This is a genomic window from Williamsia sp. R60, assembly GCF_054063855.1.
In genome coordinates this window covers 493,958-512,067 of the sequence record NZ_JBSSGR010000003.1, presented here as the reverse complement: position 1 = coordinate 512,067, position 18,110 = coordinate 493,958, and the positions used below count along the sequence as shown (strand labels likewise).

General features: G+C 64.7%; 19 protein-coding genes. 9 read left to right on the top strand and 10 right to left on the bottom strand.

Annotated features, from left to right (window positions below; genetic code table 11):
* The first annotated feature begins 48 nt into the window (after positions 1-48).
* Positions 49-1,566 (top strand): hypothetical protein, encoded by a 1,518-nt coding sequence (locus tag ACVWY6_RS15765; protein WP_457539278.1) that lies wholly within the window; start codon positions 49-51, stop codon positions 1,564-1,566.
* 40 nt (positions 1,567-1,606) lie between these two features.
* Here ACVWY6_RS15765 and ACVWY6_RS15760 read toward each other — a convergent pair whose 3' ends face one another.
* The 5 genes from ACVWY6_RS15760 to ACVWY6_RS15740 all read right to left on the bottom strand — a co-directional run bounded on the left by ACVWY6_RS15760 (position 1,607) and on the right by ACVWY6_RS15740 (position 6,099).
* Positions 1,607-2,638 carry an NAD(P)-dependent alcohol dehydrogenase gene (locus ACVWY6_RS15760; protein WP_457540174.1) on the bottom strand — a complete coding sequence of 344 codons (1,032 nt, stop codon included), beginning with the start codon at positions 2,636-2,638 and terminating at the stop codon, positions 1,607-1,609.
* 14 nt (positions 2,639-2,652) lie between these two features.
* Positions 2,653-4,044: an aromatic ring-hydroxylating oxygenase subunit alpha gene (locus ACVWY6_RS15755; protein WP_457539276.1), complete on the bottom strand. Its 1,392-nt coding sequence runs from the start codon at positions 4,042-4,044 to the stop codon at positions 2,653-2,655.
* Positions 4,041-4,346: a hypothetical protein gene (locus tag ACVWY6_RS15750; protein WP_457539274.1), complete on the bottom strand. Its 306-nt coding sequence runs from the start codon at positions 4,344-4,346 to the stop codon at positions 4,041-4,043. The genes ACVWY6_RS15755 and ACVWY6_RS15750 overlap by 4 nt, the downstream gene beginning before the upstream one ends.
* A 113-nt stretch (positions 4,347-4,459) precedes the next feature.
* Positions 4,460-5,206 (bottom strand): ThuA domain-containing protein, encoded by a 747-nt coding sequence (locus ACVWY6_RS15745; protein WP_457539272.1) that lies wholly within the window; start codon positions 5,204-5,206, stop codon positions 4,460-4,462.
* 74 nt (positions 5,207-5,280) lie between these two features.
* Complete coding sequence (locus ACVWY6_RS15740; protein WP_457539270.1) at positions 5,281-6,099, bottom strand: TetR/AcrR family transcriptional regulator; 819 nt, start codon at positions 6,097-6,099, stop codon at positions 5,281-5,283.
* Between the two features lie 100 nt (positions 6,100-6,199).
* On the opposite strand from ACVWY6_RS15740, the gene ACVWY6_RS15735 reads away from it, so the two are divergent.
* The 5 genes from ACVWY6_RS15735 (at position 6,200) to ACVWY6_RS15715 (ending at position 10,730) form a co-directional block, all read left to right on the top strand.
* Positions 6,200-6,859: a TetR/AcrR family transcriptional regulator gene (locus ACVWY6_RS15735; protein WP_062796234.1), complete on the top strand. Its 660-nt coding sequence runs from the start codon at positions 6,200-6,202 to the stop codon at positions 6,857-6,859.
* Positions 6,860-6,967: 108 nt separating this feature from the next.
* Positions 6,968-7,675: a histidine phosphatase family protein gene (locus tag ACVWY6_RS15730; RefSeq protein ID WP_457539268.1), complete on the top strand. Its 708-nt coding sequence runs from the start codon at positions 6,968-6,970 to the stop codon at positions 7,673-7,675.
* 43 nt (positions 7,676-7,718) lie between these two features.
* Positions 7,719-8,480 carry an SDR family NAD(P)-dependent oxidoreductase gene (locus ACVWY6_RS15725; RefSeq protein WP_400722055.1) on the top strand — a complete coding sequence of 254 codons (762 nt, stop codon included), beginning with the start codon at positions 7,719-7,721 and terminating at the stop codon, positions 8,478-8,480.
* Positions 8,481-8,507: 27 nt separating this feature from the next.
* Entirely contained in the window at positions 8,508-9,914 is a 1,407-nt protein-coding gene (gene lpdA / locus ACVWY6_RS15720; RefSeq protein ID WP_457539266.1) for a dihydrolipoyl dehydrogenase, read from the top strand.
* Positions 9,915-9,947: 33 nt separating this feature from the next.
* On the top strand, positions 9,948-10,730 hold the full coding sequence (locus tag ACVWY6_RS15715; RefSeq protein ID WP_457539264.1) for a ThuA domain-containing protein: 783 nt from the start codon (positions 9,948-9,950) through the stop codon (positions 10,728-10,730).
* On the opposite strand, the gene ACVWY6_RS15710 is transcribed toward ACVWY6_RS15715, so the two are convergent.
* Both ACVWY6_RS15710 and ACVWY6_RS15705 read right to left on the bottom strand, forming a co-directional pair.
* Complete coding sequence (locus ACVWY6_RS15710; protein ID WP_457539263.1) at positions 10,727-11,617, bottom strand: alpha/beta hydrolase; 891 nt, start codon at positions 11,615-11,617, stop codon at positions 10,727-10,729. The two genes, ACVWY6_RS15715 and ACVWY6_RS15710, sit on opposite strands and share 4 nt — an antisense overlap.
* A 158-nt stretch (positions 11,618-11,775) precedes the next feature.
* Positions 11,776-12,552: an SDR family NAD(P)-dependent oxidoreductase gene (locus tag ACVWY6_RS15705; RefSeq protein WP_031332414.1), complete on the bottom strand. Its 777-nt coding sequence runs from the start codon at positions 12,550-12,552 to the stop codon at positions 11,776-11,778.
* A 133-nt stretch (positions 12,553-12,685) separates the two neighbouring features.
* On the opposite strand from ACVWY6_RS15705, the gene ACVWY6_RS15700 reads away from it, so the two are divergent.
* Positions 12,686-14,410: a PEP-utilizing enzyme gene (locus ACVWY6_RS15700; RefSeq protein ID WP_457539261.1), complete on the top strand. Its 1,725-nt coding sequence runs from the start codon at positions 12,686-12,688 to the stop codon at positions 14,408-14,410.
* On the top strand, positions 14,407-15,423 hold the full coding sequence (locus tag ACVWY6_RS15695) for an NADP-dependent oxidoreductase (RefSeq protein WP_457539260.1): 1,017 nt from the start codon (positions 14,407-14,409) through the stop codon (positions 15,421-15,423). Before ACVWY6_RS15700 ends, ACVWY6_RS15695 begins: the two co-directional genes overlap by 4 nt.
* On the opposite strand, the gene ACVWY6_RS15690 is transcribed toward ACVWY6_RS15695, so the two are convergent.
* A complete protein-coding gene (locus tag ACVWY6_RS15690) occupies positions 15,410-16,471 on the bottom strand; it encodes an NAD(P)-dependent alcohol dehydrogenase (protein ID WP_457539258.1) in 1,062 nt (353 codons plus the stop codon). The genes ACVWY6_RS15695 and ACVWY6_RS15690 overlap by 14 nt on opposite strands.
* A 101-nt stretch (positions 16,472-16,572) precedes the next feature.
* On the opposite strand from ACVWY6_RS15690, the gene ACVWY6_RS15685 reads away from it, so the two are divergent.
* Complete coding sequence (locus ACVWY6_RS15685; RefSeq protein ID WP_457539256.1) at positions 16,573-17,148, top strand: TetR family transcriptional regulator; 576 nt, start codon at positions 16,573-16,575, stop codon at positions 17,146-17,148.
* On the opposite strand, the gene ACVWY6_RS15680 is transcribed toward ACVWY6_RS15685, so the two are convergent.
* Positions 17,107-17,529: a DUF6114 domain-containing protein gene (locus tag ACVWY6_RS15680; protein WP_457539254.1), complete on the bottom strand. Its 423-nt coding sequence runs from the start codon at positions 17,527-17,529 to the stop codon at positions 17,107-17,109. The two genes, ACVWY6_RS15685 and ACVWY6_RS15680, sit on opposite strands and share 42 nt — an antisense overlap.
* Complete coding sequence (locus ACVWY6_RS15675; RefSeq protein ID WP_031332417.1) at positions 17,523-18,095, bottom strand: DUF6230 family protein; 573 nt, start codon at positions 18,093-18,095, stop codon at positions 17,523-17,525. The genes ACVWY6_RS15680 and ACVWY6_RS15675 overlap by 7 nt, the downstream gene beginning before the upstream one ends.
* Between the last annotated feature and the right edge of the window lie 15 nt (positions 18,096-18,110).

Genomic DNA, 18,110 nt, shown 5'->3' with positions numbered 1-18,110 from the left:
GCGACACGTGACGGATCCGAAGGCCGCAGGTGGGGAGGTGACTGCGCGATGACGTATTGGTCCTCGACGCAAGCCCGCCTGATGGCTGAGCCCGAGTTCATCTCGACCATCGGCAGGCTCATCCAATCGGTCGCGCCTCTCGGTGCCACCGGAGCGAAAGCCACATTCAGTTTTGCCGGTACCGCCACCCGCTACGCCCTGACGTACTTCGGGCCTGTGCCACCGACGCCCATTCCGATGCCGCTGCCTGCGCTCGAAGTGGCCAGAGACCTGAGGGTGGGGCGGTATCAATCCGGGGCGGATGCGTGCCTGCTGCTCGAGATCGTGCTGGGGCCCGGCGCCCCGGTTATCCGGTTCGATCACGGTGAGCACGGGCCGATCGATCCGGCGCTCATCTTCGACGCCGATGCCTACCGCGACGATCTGCTGAGGTATCCGCGGGATGCCCCGCAGTGGTTGGTCGACTACGTTGGCGGCGTTCCCCTTGCACACCTGCTGTCGGGCTCCTACTTCCCGTTCCCATCCGCAGGGTCGGTGCCCGCCCGCGCCACCGATGCCGCTGCAGCGGTGACCATCACGCTGGACTTCATCCGCAACCACCGGATCGACCACGCGGGGCACAATCTGTACTCCCTGGCAGCGCAACGGATTCAGGCGGGCTGGCGGGTTTTCACACAAACACCAGCCGACCCGGCGCGATCAAGCGGCCGCATGCGTCTGGTGTTCCTCGTAGCCGACGACGCGGTGGTCGAGATCCCCTCGCCTGCAATGACTCCTGAGTCCAACGAGCTGGCGTTCACCCAGCGTGCGTTCGAACGGGCGCATGCCCGTTCGCAGGTGCCGTCCACTCCGGCTCCGGTGCAGCACGGCGGAGGAGTGGGCGTTGCGATCCGCGGCCAGGAGTCGACACAGGATGTTCCCGGCGCACGTGAGGCGCAGACGGCACGCGACAACATCTGGCGGGGCGTCGGACGGATGTATGAGCAGATACTCGCACCGCTACCCGACAACGAGGTGTTGTGGCCAGGCGGTACCAGGGGCTTTCGGGTGGTGGCGCGCGAACGGACCACCGTGGTGGCCACCGATGGTCTGTCGGCGCCGAGTCTTGTCGGTGCGCTGAACGGATCGATGGTCGGTGTGGGCGCGGAGTTCTTCGTCGAGTCCATCGACCCCGAGCTGCGTGCCGACGAAAGCGCGCGCGAACATTGGCTTTTCACGATCATCGCCGCGGTCGCGGCCCATGCCGCCTCTGGTGGGCAAGACTTCGTACGCACCATCACCGCTTCGGTCGACCCGGTGTATGTGGAGCTCGCCGGGGTACGAGCGCCCCGCGAGTGGGCGGTCGGCAGCACTGTGGGTGTACTGCTGAGCAACAAGGGCTGGGGCGCCCCGGGTGGTTTCGACACCCCACTCGGCCGCGTCGCCCTGGTCTCGGTGACGTTGTTGCGAGCGAGCGAGGCAGTCACCACGTCCGCGTGGCCGACGGCCGCAGGCGAGATCTTCCGTCAGCTCTCCGCCCGGCGGATCGGCCACTACTTCGATCCGCACCGCGAAGCCATCTACTGACCCGCCGGCCGGGCCCTTGCCGCCGTCGACGGGTTCGGTACTAGCGGGTGGGAACCACCACGGCCCGACCCCGGACCTTGCCCGCGTGGAGTTGTTCATAGGCCGATGGCGCGTCGTCCATCGAGAACTCGGACACCGTCACGCTGATCGCACCGCGTTTGGCGAGTTCGATGACCTCCATCAGTTCGCTACGCGAGCCCCAGTTGACCACGCGCACAGACACATCGAACGGCAGGGTGAGGTACCCGGCTCCCACGGTGCCTGTGCCGACACCGATCAGGACGATCTCGCCGGCCACGGCCACCGACGATTGCGCCAGATCGGCGGTGCTCTGCGCACCGACGAAGTCGAAGAGCGCATCGACGCCGCGACCACCGGTGAGCTCCCTGATGCGTTCTCCCGCATCGGAATCGGAGATGAAAGAGTGGTGCGCACCCAGTTCGAGGGCCTGATCGACCCGCGATCGATCGAGATCAACAGCGATGACAGTTGCCTGAGTCAGCGCACGGAGCAACTGCACACCCACGTGACCCAGACCGCCGACCCCGATCACCAGTGCGGTGGTGCCGGGGGACAGACGCGACAGCGAGGGCTTGATGGCGTGATACGGCGTGAGTCCGGCGTCGGTCAGTGAAACGCTCGCGACCGGGTCGAGATCACCCAACGGCACGAGATGCCTTGGACTGTCGACGATCATGTACTCGGCCATGGTGCCCGGTCGGTGGATTCCGGGTGCGCTGATCCCGTGAACACAGTTGTTCTCACTGCCCTGCGCGCAGGAATGGCACATCCCGCAGCCCCACGGTCCGTACACCAGTACCGCTTGGCCGACCTCGATGCCGGTGGTGCCCGGGCCGAGTTCCTCGACGACGCCTGCGCCCTCGTGCCCGAGGGTCAACGGCAGTGGTGCGAACACGTATTGGTCGGCAGGCGTAGACATGATGAACTCATCGGAGTGGCACGCACCCGATGCGGTCATCTTCAGCAGCACCTCGCCGGGCCCCGGCACTGGTTTGTCGACCGTGACGACCTCCGGACGTGCCCCGAACTCGCGGTACTGCAGCGCTTTCATGGTCGCGGACACGGTCAGTCGACGTCCTCGCCGATCCACTGCGAGAGCAGATGATGAATGTGGCGGATCTTCACCTCTTGGTACCGGGCCAATGGCAGGTACTTCGACTGTGCCGACTTCAGACCCTTGTGCACCTTGGGCATGTTGTAGGCATCCTGGTCGAACACCCGCGCAGAGCTACCCAGAACGGTCGCCTCGATCCACGACTGATCAGGCTCGAGCCATTGGGTTTTCGCCGGCTTGGGCCGCTCGCCTTTGAAGGGGCCGAGCAAGTAGACGTCCATGATCGACGTCTCGTGGTCGTCGCCGTTGGGCCGGAACCGGTAGACGATGCGCTGGTAGGCGCCCCACGGATGAAAGTTGGGGAACACGGTGTAGTAGATGCTGTCGAGCGACTCGGCATCGGACATGTTGTCTGCCTTGACATCTCCGATGATGTCACGCAGGCCCTCGCGGGCCAGCATCCCGGACATCTCGCGGGCGGTCACGCCCTCGGGCAGTGTCACCATCGGGTCCTCGTCGATGCGGGCGTCGACCATCGAGTCGAACATCTCCTGCTCGGATGGGACGAACTTGATGTGCGGGCTGGGTACACCGTTCGCGGTGATGCCGCGGTTGAAGTTTCCCCAGCTGTCGTACTGACTGTTCGAGTCGCCGGTGCCCACCACTCGCTGCGGATGGGTGGTGATGACGTGGAATGCCTCGGAGAAGGCCTCCTGCGCGATCTTCCAGTTGGCCTGGATGACCTGGGCGACATGGGCCTGGATGTAGCGGTCCTCCAAAGGCCAAGCCTCGAAGTGCTTTCCGAGGTCGCCGAGGAAACTCGCGAGCGATTCTGACGCCGGGTCCATGTTGATGAAGACGAAACCACCCCAGGTGTCGACCTTGACCTGCGGCAGATCCATCTTGCCCTGGTCGACCTGAGGGAAGTCCCAGGCACAGGTCATGGATTTGAGCGATCCGTCGAAGTTCCAGGCGAATCCGTGGAAAGGACAACGGATCTCGTTACCTGCTGGCCCGTCCTCTTCGCGCAGCGTGCGGCCACGGTGCAGGCACGAGTTGTAGAACGCGCGGATGCTCATGTCCTTGCCCCGCACGATGAGGATCGACTTCTCGCAGATCTCGTAGACGAGGGTGTCGCCCGGTTCTGGGATCTCTTCCTCGCGGCATGCCATCTGCCAGACCTTGTACCACATGCGGTCGCGCTCGAGCTCGTGGTATTTGCGGCTGATGTAGCGGGAGACCGGCACGAAGTTCTGGTCTTCGTACTTCTCGTGCGACTCCTCGCGCAGGATGTCGGGCACCGGATGGGTGTCGGTGTCGAGCAGTCGCTGGTACGCGGTTCCGTTCTCGATGAAACCGTCGTCATCGGTTTGACCTGTGGGACGGGCCTCGGTGTTCGTCACAGTTTGCCTCCTTGTTCCAGGCTGACGGCGAGGGCGTCTTGTGCCATTTTGTCGGCCTGCATCTTCTCGAGCAGCTTGGCTGCGCCCATGAAACGCCGGTTCTGGGTGATCGGCACCGGTTCGCGCGGTCCGAGACCCACCCACCGGGCCAGTTCGGGATCCACAGCCTTCACCTCACCGTGCAGGTACCGACCCTCGGGGTCGAAAGTGCCGGTCTTGCCGTCTTTGGTGGTGACCCGGACGTTGAAATCCTCATCGAATTCATAGATCGCCCGGCTCATCGGATGCTTGATCTGACGCATCGCGTGCTCCCTCTTCTGAGACTCGCTGCCTTACTTGGTACCGAATGCACTAACTGTAGCAGCGAAGAGTGATCGCGAGCACAAATTTCTTTAGGTTGTCACCAAAAAGTAGGTCAGCGGCGACGACTCACCCATTCGAGTGCACCCGACACCAGGGCTCGGTAGTTGGCGTCGCGCAACGTGGGGGCCTTGTCGCCGGGTTGCAGGTAGACCAGCCGGCTTCGTCCATTGGTCTTCGTCCACCCGACCAGGGAGGAGCCCTCGCGATGTCGCCAGCCCTCGCGGTGGTCGCGGCGGCCCGCCATGGCCAGCGACGTCGACCAGTGGACGGCGTCGGTCATCTCGGCATCGGTGCGCAGTAGTGGCTCGACGTCGTCTTCGAAGACCTCGCACAGGTACGTCTCGTCGGTCAGCCCGAACTCTGCGGGCACCTGCGAGACCACCGGGTGAGCCGAGTCGACCACCGAGATCGTCTCTGGCACTGCGTGTCGATAGCCCGAATCCGGGCAGGTGACGCCACGGACCACGCCTGGCTGATAGAGGTAGCGACCCCCGACGAACTCTGCCCACTCATCCCAGCGCGCCCAGGATGCGAGCGCGTGGTGGAGCACCACGTACCCGTGGCCCGTGTCGGGCGCTGATCGGACGGCCTCACGGATCGATTCTGGGGGATCGGTCGGCTCCGGAAGGGTCCCGGGCATGTCGTAGTGGAGTGATGCGTCGAACTCGGCGAGTTCTACAGCGGAGATGTCTGCGTCCGGATGCTCACGCCATGTGATGTCCGCAGGCAGGGAGTCGAGGAACTCGGCGAAGGCCTCCCGGTCGAAGGAATGCCCACCCGTGACAGCCAGAACTCGCATCGAATCGCTCCACTTCGTCGAACTCAACTGGTATTGCTGTCAAGTTACTCGACGGAGTGGCATGGAGTGGCGGGTCAGCGACCTTCGATCATCCTCGAGCAGACCTCGGTGGTCGCAGTGCGTAGCCGGGGGACGGGGATGTCGGCGAGCGGCCCACCCTCGATACGGAGTGGCTGGATGGCGATGGTCATCGCGATCATCGTGCGCACCCGAAGTGAGCGGGCTGCGTGTTGTGCCGCGGCGGCACGCTTGTTGGGAGGCACATCGGTCACCGGGAAGTAGTCGAACGCGCGGCGGATGTGCCGTTCCTCGTACTCCTTGGTGAGCAGGCGTGTTCCGGGAGTCGCGCCGCCCGCCATCTGCAGGAACAGCATGCGTGCCGAGTTCGGGTGCTCCGCGGTCCAGTCCCACACGGCCGAGACGACCTCTTTGAACGAGTCGGCATCTGCAGAGACGTCATCGGGTCGGGCCGAGTGCGCCGCCTTGGAGCTGGCGTCCATCGCGTATCCCAGAGCGCTCTCGAACAGCTCTTCCTTGCTGGCGAAGTGGTAGTAGACGGCGGTGGGGACCATGCCGGCTTCCTCGGCGATCTCCTGGATGGAGGCCTCGGCAAAGCCTTTCTTCGAAAACACCCTGACCGCCGCTTTCACGATCAGGTGGCGCCGTGACGGCCGGTGCGCCGAGCCCTTTGCCGGTGCGGTCTTCTTCACGGGCTCATCGGGGTCGGAGTCGTCTGCCGGTTCGGGTGTCGGCGAGCCGAGGCCCCCGCCCGGTTGGTCATCCGCCGCAGGCAGCGAGTCCCAGCCCAGCCAGTTCTCGTCGGTGTCCAGCGTCCGGCTGTCGGTGGTGCGTTCACCATTCGATGCCGGTGTGGTTGTCTTCCGCCGTGCCACAGTCGTTCCTCCTCGCCCCGGATGACTGCATTGCCCCTTGAGTTACCACATCAGGATGTCACAGCCTCGAGAACTTGTTCCGCCTGTCATCATCTAGTGCATGACAAGCAAGGGTGGGGAGCCAGGGAGGTCCGGCGCTGGTACGTCTGCTGCCGCGACCCCGGTGGGCAAGGGGACCAAAAGAGCAGCACACAGGCCCTCGCGGCGCGAAGTGGTGGTCGAAGCGGCGATGCACCTGTACTCCGTCCGGTCGATCGAAGACGTCACCGTTGCCGACATCGCCGCCGAAGCGCACATGACGTCGGCCGCGGTCTACTACCACTACCCGTCCAAAGACGAGGTGCTGCTCGGTGGTCTGCGCCTTTTCGCGGAGCAACTGCTCGATGAGTTGCGGGGCAAAGTGGCCGAGGATCCAGACGCACCGCTCGGCGACATCATCGTGCGATTGCTGGAATGGACCGACAGCCAGCGGTCGGCGTCGCTGGTCTACTTCGTCCGGTCGCCCGGCTGGAGTCTGTCGATCGAGGCACTCCGCCGAGAGGTGCGCCTCGAGATGCTCGCGGTGTTCTCGGCCGAGCTGCGGACGCGAAATCGTGTCGCGTCGAAGGCGAAGCAGGCTGCCGCCGCAACCGCGCTGTCGAGTCTGCTGGAGGTCTCAGCCGCGTCATGGCTCACCGAAGACGCTGTGCTGGCCAACCTCGGCCGCCGAAAGTTCTCCGACGAGGTCCGAGAGTTGGCGGCGGACATCTGCAGCGTGTGATGCACATCGCTGGTCTCCGACTGCACTTCCGAAGCTCGCTCAGGCCATCTAGCTGGCACTTCGCGAACGTATCTTTAGACCGACGACAGTTTGTGGTTCACTGGCAGAGTGCTCAGTCAGCCGCGTGCCCGCTCCATAGACCTCGACAATCCGTTCGCGCCACTGGACGGCTTGTGCGAGCTCGTGTTGGTGCGTCACGGTGAGCAGCAGCTCACCAAGGAGTTGAGCGCCGGGGAGACCGTGGACCCGCCGTTGTCGGAGACGGGTGAACGTCAGGTGCAGGCGGTTGCCGACCGCTTGGCAGCCACCCGGGTCGACGCCGTGTACAGCTCGCCGTTGCAACGGGCGCTGCGTACCGGCACCGAGATCGGCGCCCGGCACGGTTTGACCCCCGAGGTGCGCGACACCCTCACCGAGTTCGAGCCGTGGCAGAACTTCCCCGCAGACCAGTCGCCGTTCGAGGTGCTGCCTCACGAAGAGATCTCGACCATCTTCCGCGAACACATCCGCACCAGACGGTACGAGGCGTTTCCGTACGCCGAGGACGGGGCCGCATTCCGGGCACGTGTGCTCGGCGAGCTGTCGCGCATCATCGACGCGCATCGCGGTCAACGGGTGGTCGTCACCGCTCACGGCGGCGTCATCAACGCCGCGCTCGCCGACGCACTGGGCAGTGGATTCGACATGCCGGTGCGGGTGCACCACACATCCATCTCGGTTCTGCGGGGGGCGGACACGCGCCGCGCGGTGCAGTCCATCAACGACTTCTCCCACGTGCTGTCTTTCCAGACACACGTGGGAGCAATGAATCTCTGACCTTCCAGGGGGCCACCCGCCTCCGCCATCACAAGGAGTACCAATGGATCTCGATCTCAAAGGCAAGCGCGCAATCGTCAGTGGTGCGAGCCGCGGCATCGGCCTGGCCATCACCCGGACCCTGTTGAACGAGGGTGCCTCCGTCGGAATCTGTGCGCGCGGTCAGGAACACCTCGATGAGGTCGCCGCCGAATTGTCCGAGTACGGAACGGTTTTTCACAAGGCGGTCGACGTCGGCGACAGTGAGTCGGTCAAGTCGTTTGTCGATGCATCCGCAGAAGCCCTCGGCGGCATCGACATCGTGATCGTCAACGCCTCTGCCGCCACCGGCAAGGGCCCGCAGGCGTGGGTGAACAGCTTCAACGTGGATCTGATGAGCTTGGTCAACTTCATCGAATCGACCTCCGGTCATCTCGAGAACAGCGAGGCGGCCGCCGTGGTCGCCATCGCGACCACCTCGGCTCTCGAGGCCGGCCCGATCACCACGGCCAACAGTTACGGCGCCCTGAAAGCGGCCGCGTTGCAGCATGCTTCAGCACAGGCAAAAGCACTCGGTCCCAAGGGTATCCGCGTCAACTCGGTATCGCCGGGGCCGATCTTCTTCGAAGGCGGCGCCTGGGACACGATCAAGACCAGTCGTCCGGCTCTTTACGAGGGTGCGCTCGAGGCCGCGGCGATGGGCAAACTCGGTTCGGCCGAGGACGTGGCGAACGCCGTGGTGTTCCTGGCATCCCCCGCTGCCGGTCACATCACCGGAACCAACCTGGTCGTCGACGGCGGATTCACGAACCGCTTCGACTTCTGATCGATATCTCGGCGAGTGGAAAACGACATGACCAGTAGCGACAACAATGATCAGCCGGCCGACGTGGTCATCCTCGGCGGCGGATCCGGCGGCTATGCGTGCGCCCTGCGTGCGGCGCAGCTGGGCATGTCGGTGGTCCTCGTCGAAGCCGGAAAACTCGGCGGCACATGCCTTCACAACGGGTGCATCCCCACCAAGGCGTTGCTGCACGCGGCCGAGGTGGCCGACTCGGTGCGCGAAGCCCACGGCTTCGGCATCAAGGCCACCCTCGACGGCATCGACATGAGTGCCGTCAACAGCTACAAGAACGACGTCATTGCCGGCCTCTATCGCGGACTCCAGGGCTTGGTGGCCTCGCGCGGTATCGAGGTTGTCGCCGGCTACGGCCGAGTGGTCGCCGACCGTACGGTCGAAGTCGAACTCGCGGCGGGTGGGCGTGCCCGATACCGCGGAGAGGCGCTGGTGCTCGCGACAGGTTCACAGGCCAGGAGCCTGCCCGGACTCGAGCTCGGAGGGCCTGTGATGACCAGTGACCGGGCACTCGAACTCGACTCCGTTCCCGATCGGGTGGTGGTTCTCGGTGGTGGTGTCATCGGATGCGAATTCGCCAGTGTCTGGGCATCTCTGGGCACCGAGGTGACCATCGTCGAAGCTGCTCCGCGCCTGTTGCCCACCGAAGACGAGTGGAGCTCGAAGCAGGTCGAGCACGCGTTTCGCAAACGAGGCATCAAGAGCCTGACGGGTACCGCTTTTGCATCCGTGACCACGGACGCCGACGGCGGGGTCGACGTCGAGTTGGCCGACGGCAGGCACGTCAGCGCGGATCTGCTGCTGGTGTCGGTGGGACGGGGTCCACGAACTGCCGGGCTGGGGTTCGAAGAGGCCGGCGTCGAAGTCGACCGCGGGTGGGTGATCACCGACGAGTTGTTACAGACCGGCGTGCCAGGTGTGTTCGCGGTGGGGGACATCGTGCCCGGGCCGCAACTGGCGCATCGTGGCTTTGCCCAGGGCATCCTGGTGGCCGAGCAACTCGCCGGACTGGACGCGATGCCCATCGCGGACAAGGGAATTCCCCGGGTGACGTACTCGAACCCGGAAGTGGCATCGGTGGGCCTGACAGAGTCGGAGGCGGCCGAGAAGTACGGCGACGTCTCCACGGCCGTCTACGATCTCGGTGGCAACGGCAAGAGCCGCATCCTGCGCACGACAGGCGGGATCAAGCTCGTGCGCGCCGGCGAGAACGGACCGGTTGTCGGTATCCACATGGTTGGTGCCCGCGTCGGTGAGCTCATCGGTGAAGCACAACTCATCTACAACTGGGAAGCGACTGCCGGCGATGTCGCCCAGTTGATCCATGCCCATCCCACACAGGCTGAAGCGCTCGGTGAGGCGCATCTCGCGTTGGCGGGGAAGGCACTGCACGCACACGGCTGAACGCGGTACCGGTTCACGTGGAGAGAGGAACACATGTCTGGACCCTCGGGCCGTATCGACGCGGTACTGGTGTGTGGTGGCCAATGGCACGACTTCGACTACGCGCGGCTGCAACTGCTTTCGGCCTTGGCGGACTACGAGCACGTGCGTACCCGCGTCTTCGAGAACTACGACTGTCTCGAAGCGATCGACTCGGCGGACATGCTGATCACCTATACGTGCAACGTGGTTCCCGACGCCGGCCAGCAACAAGCACTGATCGACTTCGTCGGACGTGGCGGTAGATGGCTCGCCCTGCACGGGACCAACTCGGCGATCGAGCCGACGGCGCCGGGAAGCCCGAGCAAGTACGTGACCCCCAGGTCGATGGGTGAGCTGCCGGCTGTGATCGGCAGTCAGTTCCTCGGACACCCGCCGATCGCACCGTACCTCGTCGAGATCACCGATCCGGACCATCCGTTCGTGGCCGACGTGGAACCGTTCGAGGTGACCGACGAGTTGTACATCAGCGAACTGCACCCGCCCATTCAGGTGCTCGCGCACACCCGGTTCGTCGGCGCATCAACAGGTTTCGAGGAGGGGCACACCAGTGTGGACGAGCCCCGGCCCGTCTTGTACCTCAAGGACCACGGCGATGGAACGGTCTGCTACTTCACTCTCGGTCACTGCCGGGGACGATTCGACGTGCAGGACCTGGGCATCGACGACCTCGGCAAGGTGGACCGGGGCAGCTGGGTGGTTCCCCAATTCGACACCATCCTGGCGCGGTGCCTCGAATGGGCCATCACCGGACTGATCAGCCCGGGGCCCGCTTAGGCTGCGAAAGCTCTTCTCAGAGCATCACATTGCGATCCGAAGTACGTCCTGGACACCTCTGCCCCTCGCGCCACCAGATCGAACCCGTGGAAGGCGCCCGGTACGGTGACGAACTCACACGGCACGCCGGCCTCTTCGAGGCGCTCGGCGTACCTCTTGTCCTCGTCGAAGAACAGATCGAGTGTGCCGACCCCGATCCATGCCGGCGCGACGCCGCTGAGGTTCTCGCGACGTGCCGGCACCGCCGTCGCCGGATCGGCGTCGCCGAGATAGCTCTGCCAGCCGAAACGATTGCTCCGCGCGTCCCACAGCCGATGATGTCGATCAGGTGTCTCCGAGCGGTCGTCGAGCATCGGATACGACAGGAGCTGTAGCACCGGGTTGATCTCGCCGCGGTCTGCAGCACGCAACGCCAGTGCCGCCGCCAGCCCACCTCCTGCGCTGGCACCACCGATTGCGATATTGGCAGGGTTGATGTCCGGCTGAGTGGCCATCCATTGCAGGGTGGCGTCGCAGTCGTCGAGTGCGGCCGGGTACGGATTGTCCGGAGCCAGTCGATAGTCCACGGAAACCACTGTCGCGGCGAGCTTCTCGGCGAAGGCACGGCAGAGGCCGTCGTCCTGCGCGGCTGCACCGATGACGTATCCGCCACCGTGTATCCACAGAAGTGCAGGCGATGGCGCGGTGGCACCCGGATGCCTGAACACCCGCGCAGAGGCGCCTGTCTCGACCTGGTGAACTTCCACATCTCCGCCCGAGGGGAGGATGGTCCTCAATTTCCGCATGATCGGCAGGGTCCGACGGCTCACCAGTCGAGGCGGCAACAGCATCGATGCGAAGCGCAGGTCGGGATGGAATTCGGCGCGGTTTCGGATGCGGCCGATCATCGGTGGCCGAGAGGCGCCGTGGGTGTGTCCATGATGAGCAATCGTAGGTGACACCGCAGGGGTGGCGCGGGTCTATCGGACAGTGGACCCACCGGCCGATGTGCGGCTCGACCGGTGGGTTCATGTCTCTCCTCCGTGGTCGGAGAAGTCCGGTGAAGTCAGTAGGACGCGGTGCCGCCGTCGACGCTGAGTAGCGCTCCGGTGATTCCGGCGCCCGCGTCCGAGGCAAGCAGCATCGCCATTGCGGCAACTTCCTCGACAGTGTTGGGGCGCTTGATCGCCGACTCCTCGGCGAACAGAGCAACCATCTCTTCGAATGACATACCCATCGCCTCGGCGGTGGCGGGGCCGTTGTCCTTGATGATGTCGGTGATCACCAGGCCCGGGCAGATCGCGTTCACGGTGATGCCTTCGGTGCCCACTTCCCGGGCGATCGACTTGGTCATCCCGTTGATCGCGTGCTTGGCGGCGACGTAGGCGGTGAAGACAGGCTTGCCCTGCTTGCCCTCCACCGACGAGATGTTGATGATGCGTCCGTACTTGTTGGGGAGCATGTGCTGCAGCGCGCGGCGGGTGGCCCAGAAGTTGGCGTTGAGGTTCCAGTTCATCACCAGATTCCACTCGTCATCGGTGAGCTTGGCGGTGGGCTGAAGGTCCTTTGCGCCACCGGCATTGTTGACCAGCACGTCGATGCGTCCGAACGTGGCGACCGTCTGCTCGATGAAGTCCTCGACGTCCGCCTGTACGGTCACGTCGCCGGGGAAGAATGCGGCTCGCTCGCCGACTCCGAGATCGGCCAGTGCCTTCTCGCCCTTCTCGGCCGACCGTCCGTTGAGCGCCACCTTGGCGCCTTCGGCGAGAGCCGCCTCGGCGATCCCTCGTCCAATGCCCTGCGTACCGCCGGTGATGGCGACGACCTTGTCTTGCAGCTTCATCAAATCTCCCTTGAACCAACGGTCGGTGAGTGCAGACAAGTTACTTGTATTCGTCTACAGTCTCGGTACAGTGTTACATGTCACACACCGTACTGCACCCAAAATATAGAAACTAACCCAGAGTCGAGATGAGATGACCGAAGAACGTTGGCTGGTCGATACCGATCCCAGCAACCGCCTGCCCGTGTACACCCGGCTGAACGCCAGCGACGTGCTGTCCGATCCGATCACCCCACTGGGCGCCGATCTCGGATGGATCCAGAACATCTTGCCCGGTTGGAACTTCGGTTACGCCAGCTTGGGCAGCTATTCGCTGGCGGAGAAGCCTGACGTGGCCGCATCGTCCGGCATCTTCTACGGCCACCTGTACATCAACCTCTCGATGTCGCGGCTCGTCGGGATCCGCGGTGGACTGCCGGTGGAGTTGGTAGACCAGCTCTGGTACGGCGGCGACCCCGACATCCCCGCCTACGTGGGCCATCCGGACGACGAGAACGCAGACGCCAGCCGGCGTCTGGCCGACCGCAACGCCTGGGCGCTGTCTACAGAAACCTTCCCGGAACTGGAGGAAGATCGCACGCTCGCGGACCGACTGCGCACCGAGCGGCCCGACCTCACGTCGCTGACCCCAGCGGCCCTTGTCGCGCGAGCACGTTCGGTGATGCCGCTGGAGCGGGTCGCCTGGCGTGGCGAGGTGGTGGCCACCAACTGCGCCGCTGTCGGCCCCGCCGTGCTCGGCCAACTGCTGGGTGCCGATCATCAGGACCTCATCGTCACGCTTGTCGGTTCGGCCGGCGACGTCGATTCGGCCCTGCCGTCGTATGCGTTGTGGGAGCTCGGTCGCCTTGTCCGCGCCGACGAGCAGCTGATGGCGGCTTTCGACGGTGGCGTCGCCGGGGTGGGTACGCGGATCGCCGGCATCGATCCGAAGTTCGACGCGTCGCTCGAGCAGTTCCTCCTCGACTTCGGATACCGAGGACCGAACGAGTGGGACCTCGGTTCGGTTTCCTGGGAGACCAAGCCCGACCTGGTCTTCTCGCTGATCGATCGCCTCCGGCTGCAAGACGATTCGGCATCACCCGCCGCTCGGCTGTCAGAACATGCGTCCGCCACCGACGACGCGTTGGCGCGTGCCCGGGCCATCGTGGGTGACGACACCGAGGCACTCGCGACCCTCGACGCCGCGGTCGCATCGGCCCGACGGTTCGCAGCCTGGCGTGAACGGGCAAAGACCAACTGCATCAAGGTGTTGCACGAGGCACGTGTCCCGCTGGTCGAGTTGGGCCGACGGCTGCACGCGCAGGGTCATCTCGAGTCACCCGACCACGTCTTCATGGCAGTCGACGACGAACTCGACGCCCTGGCCAGCGCGCCGGAGTCGATGACACGAACACTGGCCGACCGGCACCGGCAATGGCGCGAGCTGTTCGGACTGGAACTGCCGACGTTCCTTGACACCCGGGAGCCGATGCCCCCGCTGTCGGGTCTCAAGCGCAAGGGCGAATCGGTCGTCGAGGGTGTGAAAGTCGGTGACGTGCTGCAGGGTTCGGGTGCTTCGCCGGGCATCACCACGGGGCGCACCCGCGTCATCACCTCGATGGACGCACTCGACACGTTCGAGGTCGGCGAGATCCTCGTCGCGCCGCAGACCGATCCGTCGTGGACTCCGCTGTTCATGGTGTCCGCCGGTGCGATCACCGACGTGGGTGCCATGGGTTCGCACGCCATGATCGTCAGTCGCGAGCTCGGAATCGCTTGCACAGCGGGCGTTCCCGCGGCCACCCGAAGGATCCCGGACGGCGCGCTGGTCGAGGTCGATGGCTCCAAGGGCACGGTAACAATCCTGGAGCTGCCGTGAGCAGCGGTGTCATCACCACCACGCGCGCGGTCTTCCTGAAGGAGCGGCCGGCAGACGGGGAGCCCCGTCCAGAGCATTTCGAGGTTCGTGACACGGCTGTGCCCGAGATCTCGGGCGGTCAGGTGCTGGTGCAGAACCTGTTCATGAGTGTCGACCCGTCGATGCGGGGCCGTCTGGGCACTTCGGAGATGCACTACACCACCAACTTCCAGGTCGACGCCCCGCTGGACGGCTCGGCGCTGGGCGTGGTGGTCGACGGGAACGGCCTGATCCCGAACGGGTCGTACGTGCGCCACCGGTTGGGCTGGCGCGAACACGCCGTGGTCGACGCTTCCGCCGCGGCGGTCATCGAACCCCGCGGGCTCGAACTGCACCACTGGCTCGGGGCGCTGGGGCAAACAGGTTTCACCGCTTACGCAGGTTTGGTCCGTGCGGGCGAACTACGTCCGGGTGACGACGTCTTCGTCTCGGCTGCCGCCGGTGCGGTCGGCAGCACAGCCGGCCAGTTCGCGCGATTGATGGGTGCGCGCACCGTGATCGGCAGCGCGGGAGGCCCGTCGAAGGCGGGGAAGCTCATAGAGGATCTAGGCTTCGACGCGGGCATCGACTATCGCAGCGAGCCGATCGGTTCGGCTCTGCGGGCCGCGGCTCCCGATGGCATCGACCTCTACTTCGACAACGTCGGTGGAGACCATCTTGTCGCCGCGCTGTCGTCTCTGAAGGTCGGGGGCCGAGTTGCGCTGTGCGGGATGATCTCCAACGGTGGGCCTGACCGTCCGCCCATCGACGTGTTGATGAACGCCATCCTCAAGCGAATCACTCTGCGCGGCTTCATCGTCCGTGACCACGAAGATCTGAGGCCCGAGTTCGAGGATCGGGTTGTCGGTTGGCTTGAGGCTGGCGAACTGGTCGCCGAATCCACCGTCTACGACGGTCTGGACAACGCCGTGGACGCTTTCCTGTCGATGCTCGGCGGCGGGAACGTCGGCAAGATGTTGGTCAGACTCGGCTGAGTTCGGCGGCATCGGCCATGTCGAGGACAAACCGGTAACGCACGTCGTTGCGAGACAACCGCTCCAATGCCTCGTTCACCTGGCGTGAAGGCAGCACTTCGACATCTGCGGTGATGTTGTGCTCACCGCAGAAGTCGAGCAGGTCCTGCGTGTGTCTGCGGCCGCCGCTGCCCGCAGAGCTGAGGCTCTTGCGGCCGATCAGCAGGTCGACGGTGTCTATCGTCATCGGCCCGAGATGCCCCACCACGCAGAGGGTTCCGTCGAGAGCGAGACAGCGGAGATATGGGGCCGGGTCGTGCTCCACCGGGACGCAGTCGATGATGAGGTCAAGCTTTCCGGTCATCTCCGCCATCGAGGCGGACTCGGTCGAGATCACCACGCGGTGGGCGCCGAGCCGAGAGGCGTCCTCGGCCTTTCCGGTCGACGTCGTGAACACCGTGACCTCGGCGCCGAGCGCATTCGCCAACTTGACGGCCATGTGGCCGAGGCCGCCGGCTCCCACCACACCGACCGACATGCCCGGACCGACAGAGTTGCTGCGCAATGGTTCCCACACCGTGATTCCCGCGCACATCAGAGGCGCCACTGCTGCCGGGTCGAGGACCGAGGGACGGTGGTAGACAAATCGGTCGCGCACAACGTACTCGGTGGAGTACGCACCCAAGGTGGTCGAACCGTCACGTCGGTCGGTGCCGCCATAGGTCAATGTCGGATAGTTTCGGCAGAAGTTCTCCTGACCCACCCCGCACATGTCGCAGTCCCCGCACGAGTCGACGATGTTGCCCACCGCCACCTCATCGCCCACTTCGAATGCGGTGACCGCCCCTCCCACCGCGGTGACTGTCCCGACGAACTCGTGACCGGGGACCACGGGGGACGAGTCCCGGTCGGGCGCAGAGTTGCGCACCGCGTGCAGGTCGGTATGACAGACCCCGCAGAACGTGACCTGTACGGCGACATCGTCATCCCTGAGCTCTCGCCTTTCGAAGCGAAAGGGTTCGACACCTGACGTTGTGGTGCTCGCTCGATAGCCCGTGATTGTCCGCATGTGTCCTCATCTCAATAACCAACCAACCAGTTGGATCCGACGGTAGGGCATGTTCGCCGAGCTGGCAACCAACGAGTTGGTTTTGGGTAGAGTGGGTGTCCATGGGCGACGCATCAGAGACCAGGCGGCGAATACTGGCCGCGGCCACCGCGGAGTTCGCGGCCTACGGGATCGCCGGCGCCCGGGTCGACCGGATCGCTGCCACCACACCGATCAACAAGTCGCAGATCTACAGCTACTTCGGCAGCAAGGACAAGTTGTTCGACGCCGTCTTCGCAGCGCGTGTTGATGCCGACGTGGACACCGTGCCGTTTGATGCGGACGATCTCCCCGGTTACGCCGTACGTCTGTACGACATGTACCTCGAGGACCCGTGTCTTGTTCGGTTGTTGTCATGGGCGAGGTTGGAGCGCACGCCCACAGGCGCCCTCTTCGCGCACCTACCAAACCGCGATGCCGATGTGCTTCAAGCGATTTCGGACGGCCAGGCGCGCGGGATCCTCGTCGACGATGTAGGTGCGGAAGACTTGTGGTCCATGTTGATCGCGTTGGCGAGCACCTGGGCCCAGAATGCCATCGTCTACACCGCGACCGGTGACGACAGCCCGGAGGATCACAGCCGACGACGGGCGGCCCTACGCGTGGCGGTCGGCCGCGCTTTCTGCGGAGATCGGTGAACGTGGGGCATCAGACCAGGCCAACACCAGGCTCGCACCGACAATGCCGAGCAACGTGCCGATGATGAAGCCGCCGAAGTTGGCTGCCGGGAGTGCAACCAGCGCGATGATCATGGCGCTGACACCCGCGGGCAACTTCACGCTCGGACGCAACAACGAAGCCACTCCGCACAGCAACATCAGCGCGCCGAGCAACAGGGTGGATACGCCGGAGATGGTGCTGATGGTGACCAGGACATCGCCGACATGGATGGTCGTGTAGGCGGGCAGCAGCAGGCACAGACCTGACAGGATGATCAAGGTGGCGGCCCAGAACGGACGTTGTGTCCGCCACTTCCGGAATCGCGCGCGTCGGGTCTGAGTGCTTTCCGTGGTCAGCAAGTCGTGGATCCCTTGTCGACGTCGATGGTGAAGTTCTTCATCGACACCGCGCTGGCGTTCAGGGAGATGACGTCGATGCGGGCTTGCGTCATCGTCGCGTTCGCCGCCGTCTTCCCGGCTGTCACCACGCCCTCGGCCTGACCCGTCGCGGAGACGTCGAGTCCGAGCTGCGCCGGTCCCGCCTTCACGGACCCTCCCACGGAGGAGGCATCGACAACCAGATTGTCCACGGTTGTGTTGTTGCCTGGAACCCGGATGTACATGGTCACGTCACCGATGAACGGAAGGCCGTGTGCCACAGTCGAGAGGCACACGTCGGTCAGTTGCGCGGACTCCATGCTTATGGCGGCACTGGGCAGATTTCCTTCGGTGGTGGTCTCCACCTCCCGGGCGAACAAGGTGACGTTCTGTGCCGTGCCCGACGAGATCGTCGCCAGCGACGACTGACCAGAGATCGACAAGTTCATGGGCAGATCGCCGTTGGCGATACCTCCACCGATGAGTGTGGCGCCGACGAGGCCGACAAATGTGCACGCAGCGAAGCGGCGTTTCCGGATGGATCCCATGTGCGAGCCCTAAAG

Coding starts and splice junctions, on each gene's coding strand:
- ACVWY6_RS15725 (WP_400722055.1), top strand. CDS start 7,719: ATGGATCTCGATCTCAAAGGCAAGCGCGCAATCGTCAGTGGTGCGAGC.
- ACVWY6_RS15705 (WP_031332414.1), bottom strand. CDS start 12,552: ATGAAGCTGCAAGACAAGGTCGTCGCCATCACCGGCGGTACGCAGGGC.
- ACVWY6_RS15735 (WP_062796234.1), top strand. CDS start 6,200: ATGACAAGCAAGGGTGGGGAGCCAGGGAGGTCCGGCGCTGGTACGTCT.
- ACVWY6_RS15745 (WP_457539272.1), bottom strand. CDS start 5,206: ATGCGAGTTCTGGCTGTCACGGGTGGGCATTCCTTCGACCGGGAGGCC.
- lpdA (WP_457539266.1), top strand. CDS start 8,508: ATGACCAGTAGCGACAACAATGATCAGCCGGCCGACGTGGTCATCCTC.
- ACVWY6_RS15760 (WP_457540174.1), bottom strand. CDS start 2,638: ATGAAAGCGCTGCAGTACCGCGAGTTCGGGGCACGTCCGGAGGTCGTC.
- ACVWY6_RS15690 (WP_457539258.1), bottom strand. CDS start 16,471: ATGCGGACAATCACGGGCTATCGAGCGAGCACCACAACGTCAGGTGTC.
- ACVWY6_RS15700 (WP_457539261.1), top strand. CDS start 12,686: ATGACCGAAGAACGTTGGCTGGTCGATACCGATCCCAGCAACCGCCTG.
- ACVWY6_RS15765 (WP_457539278.1), top strand. CDS start 49: ATGACGTATTGGTCCTCGACGCAAGCCCGCCTGATGGCTGAGCCCGAG.
- ACVWY6_RS15675 (WP_031332417.1), bottom strand. CDS start 18,095: ATGGGATCCATCCGGAAACGCCGCTTCGCTGCGTGCACATTTGTCGGC.
- ACVWY6_RS15685 (WP_457539256.1), top strand. CDS start 16,573: ATGGGCGACGCATCAGAGACCAGGCGGCGAATACTGGCCGCGGCCACC.
- ACVWY6_RS15715 (WP_457539264.1), top strand. CDS start 9,948: ATGTCTGGACCCTCGGGCCGTATCGACGCGGTACTGGTGTGTGGTGGC.
- ACVWY6_RS15750 (WP_457539274.1), bottom strand. CDS start 4,346: ATGCGTCAGATCAAGCATCCGATGAGCCGGGCGATCTATGAATTCGAT.
- ACVWY6_RS15710 (WP_457539263.1), bottom strand. CDS start 11,617: ATGATCGGCCGCATCCGAAACCGCGCCGAATTCCATCCCGACCTGCGC.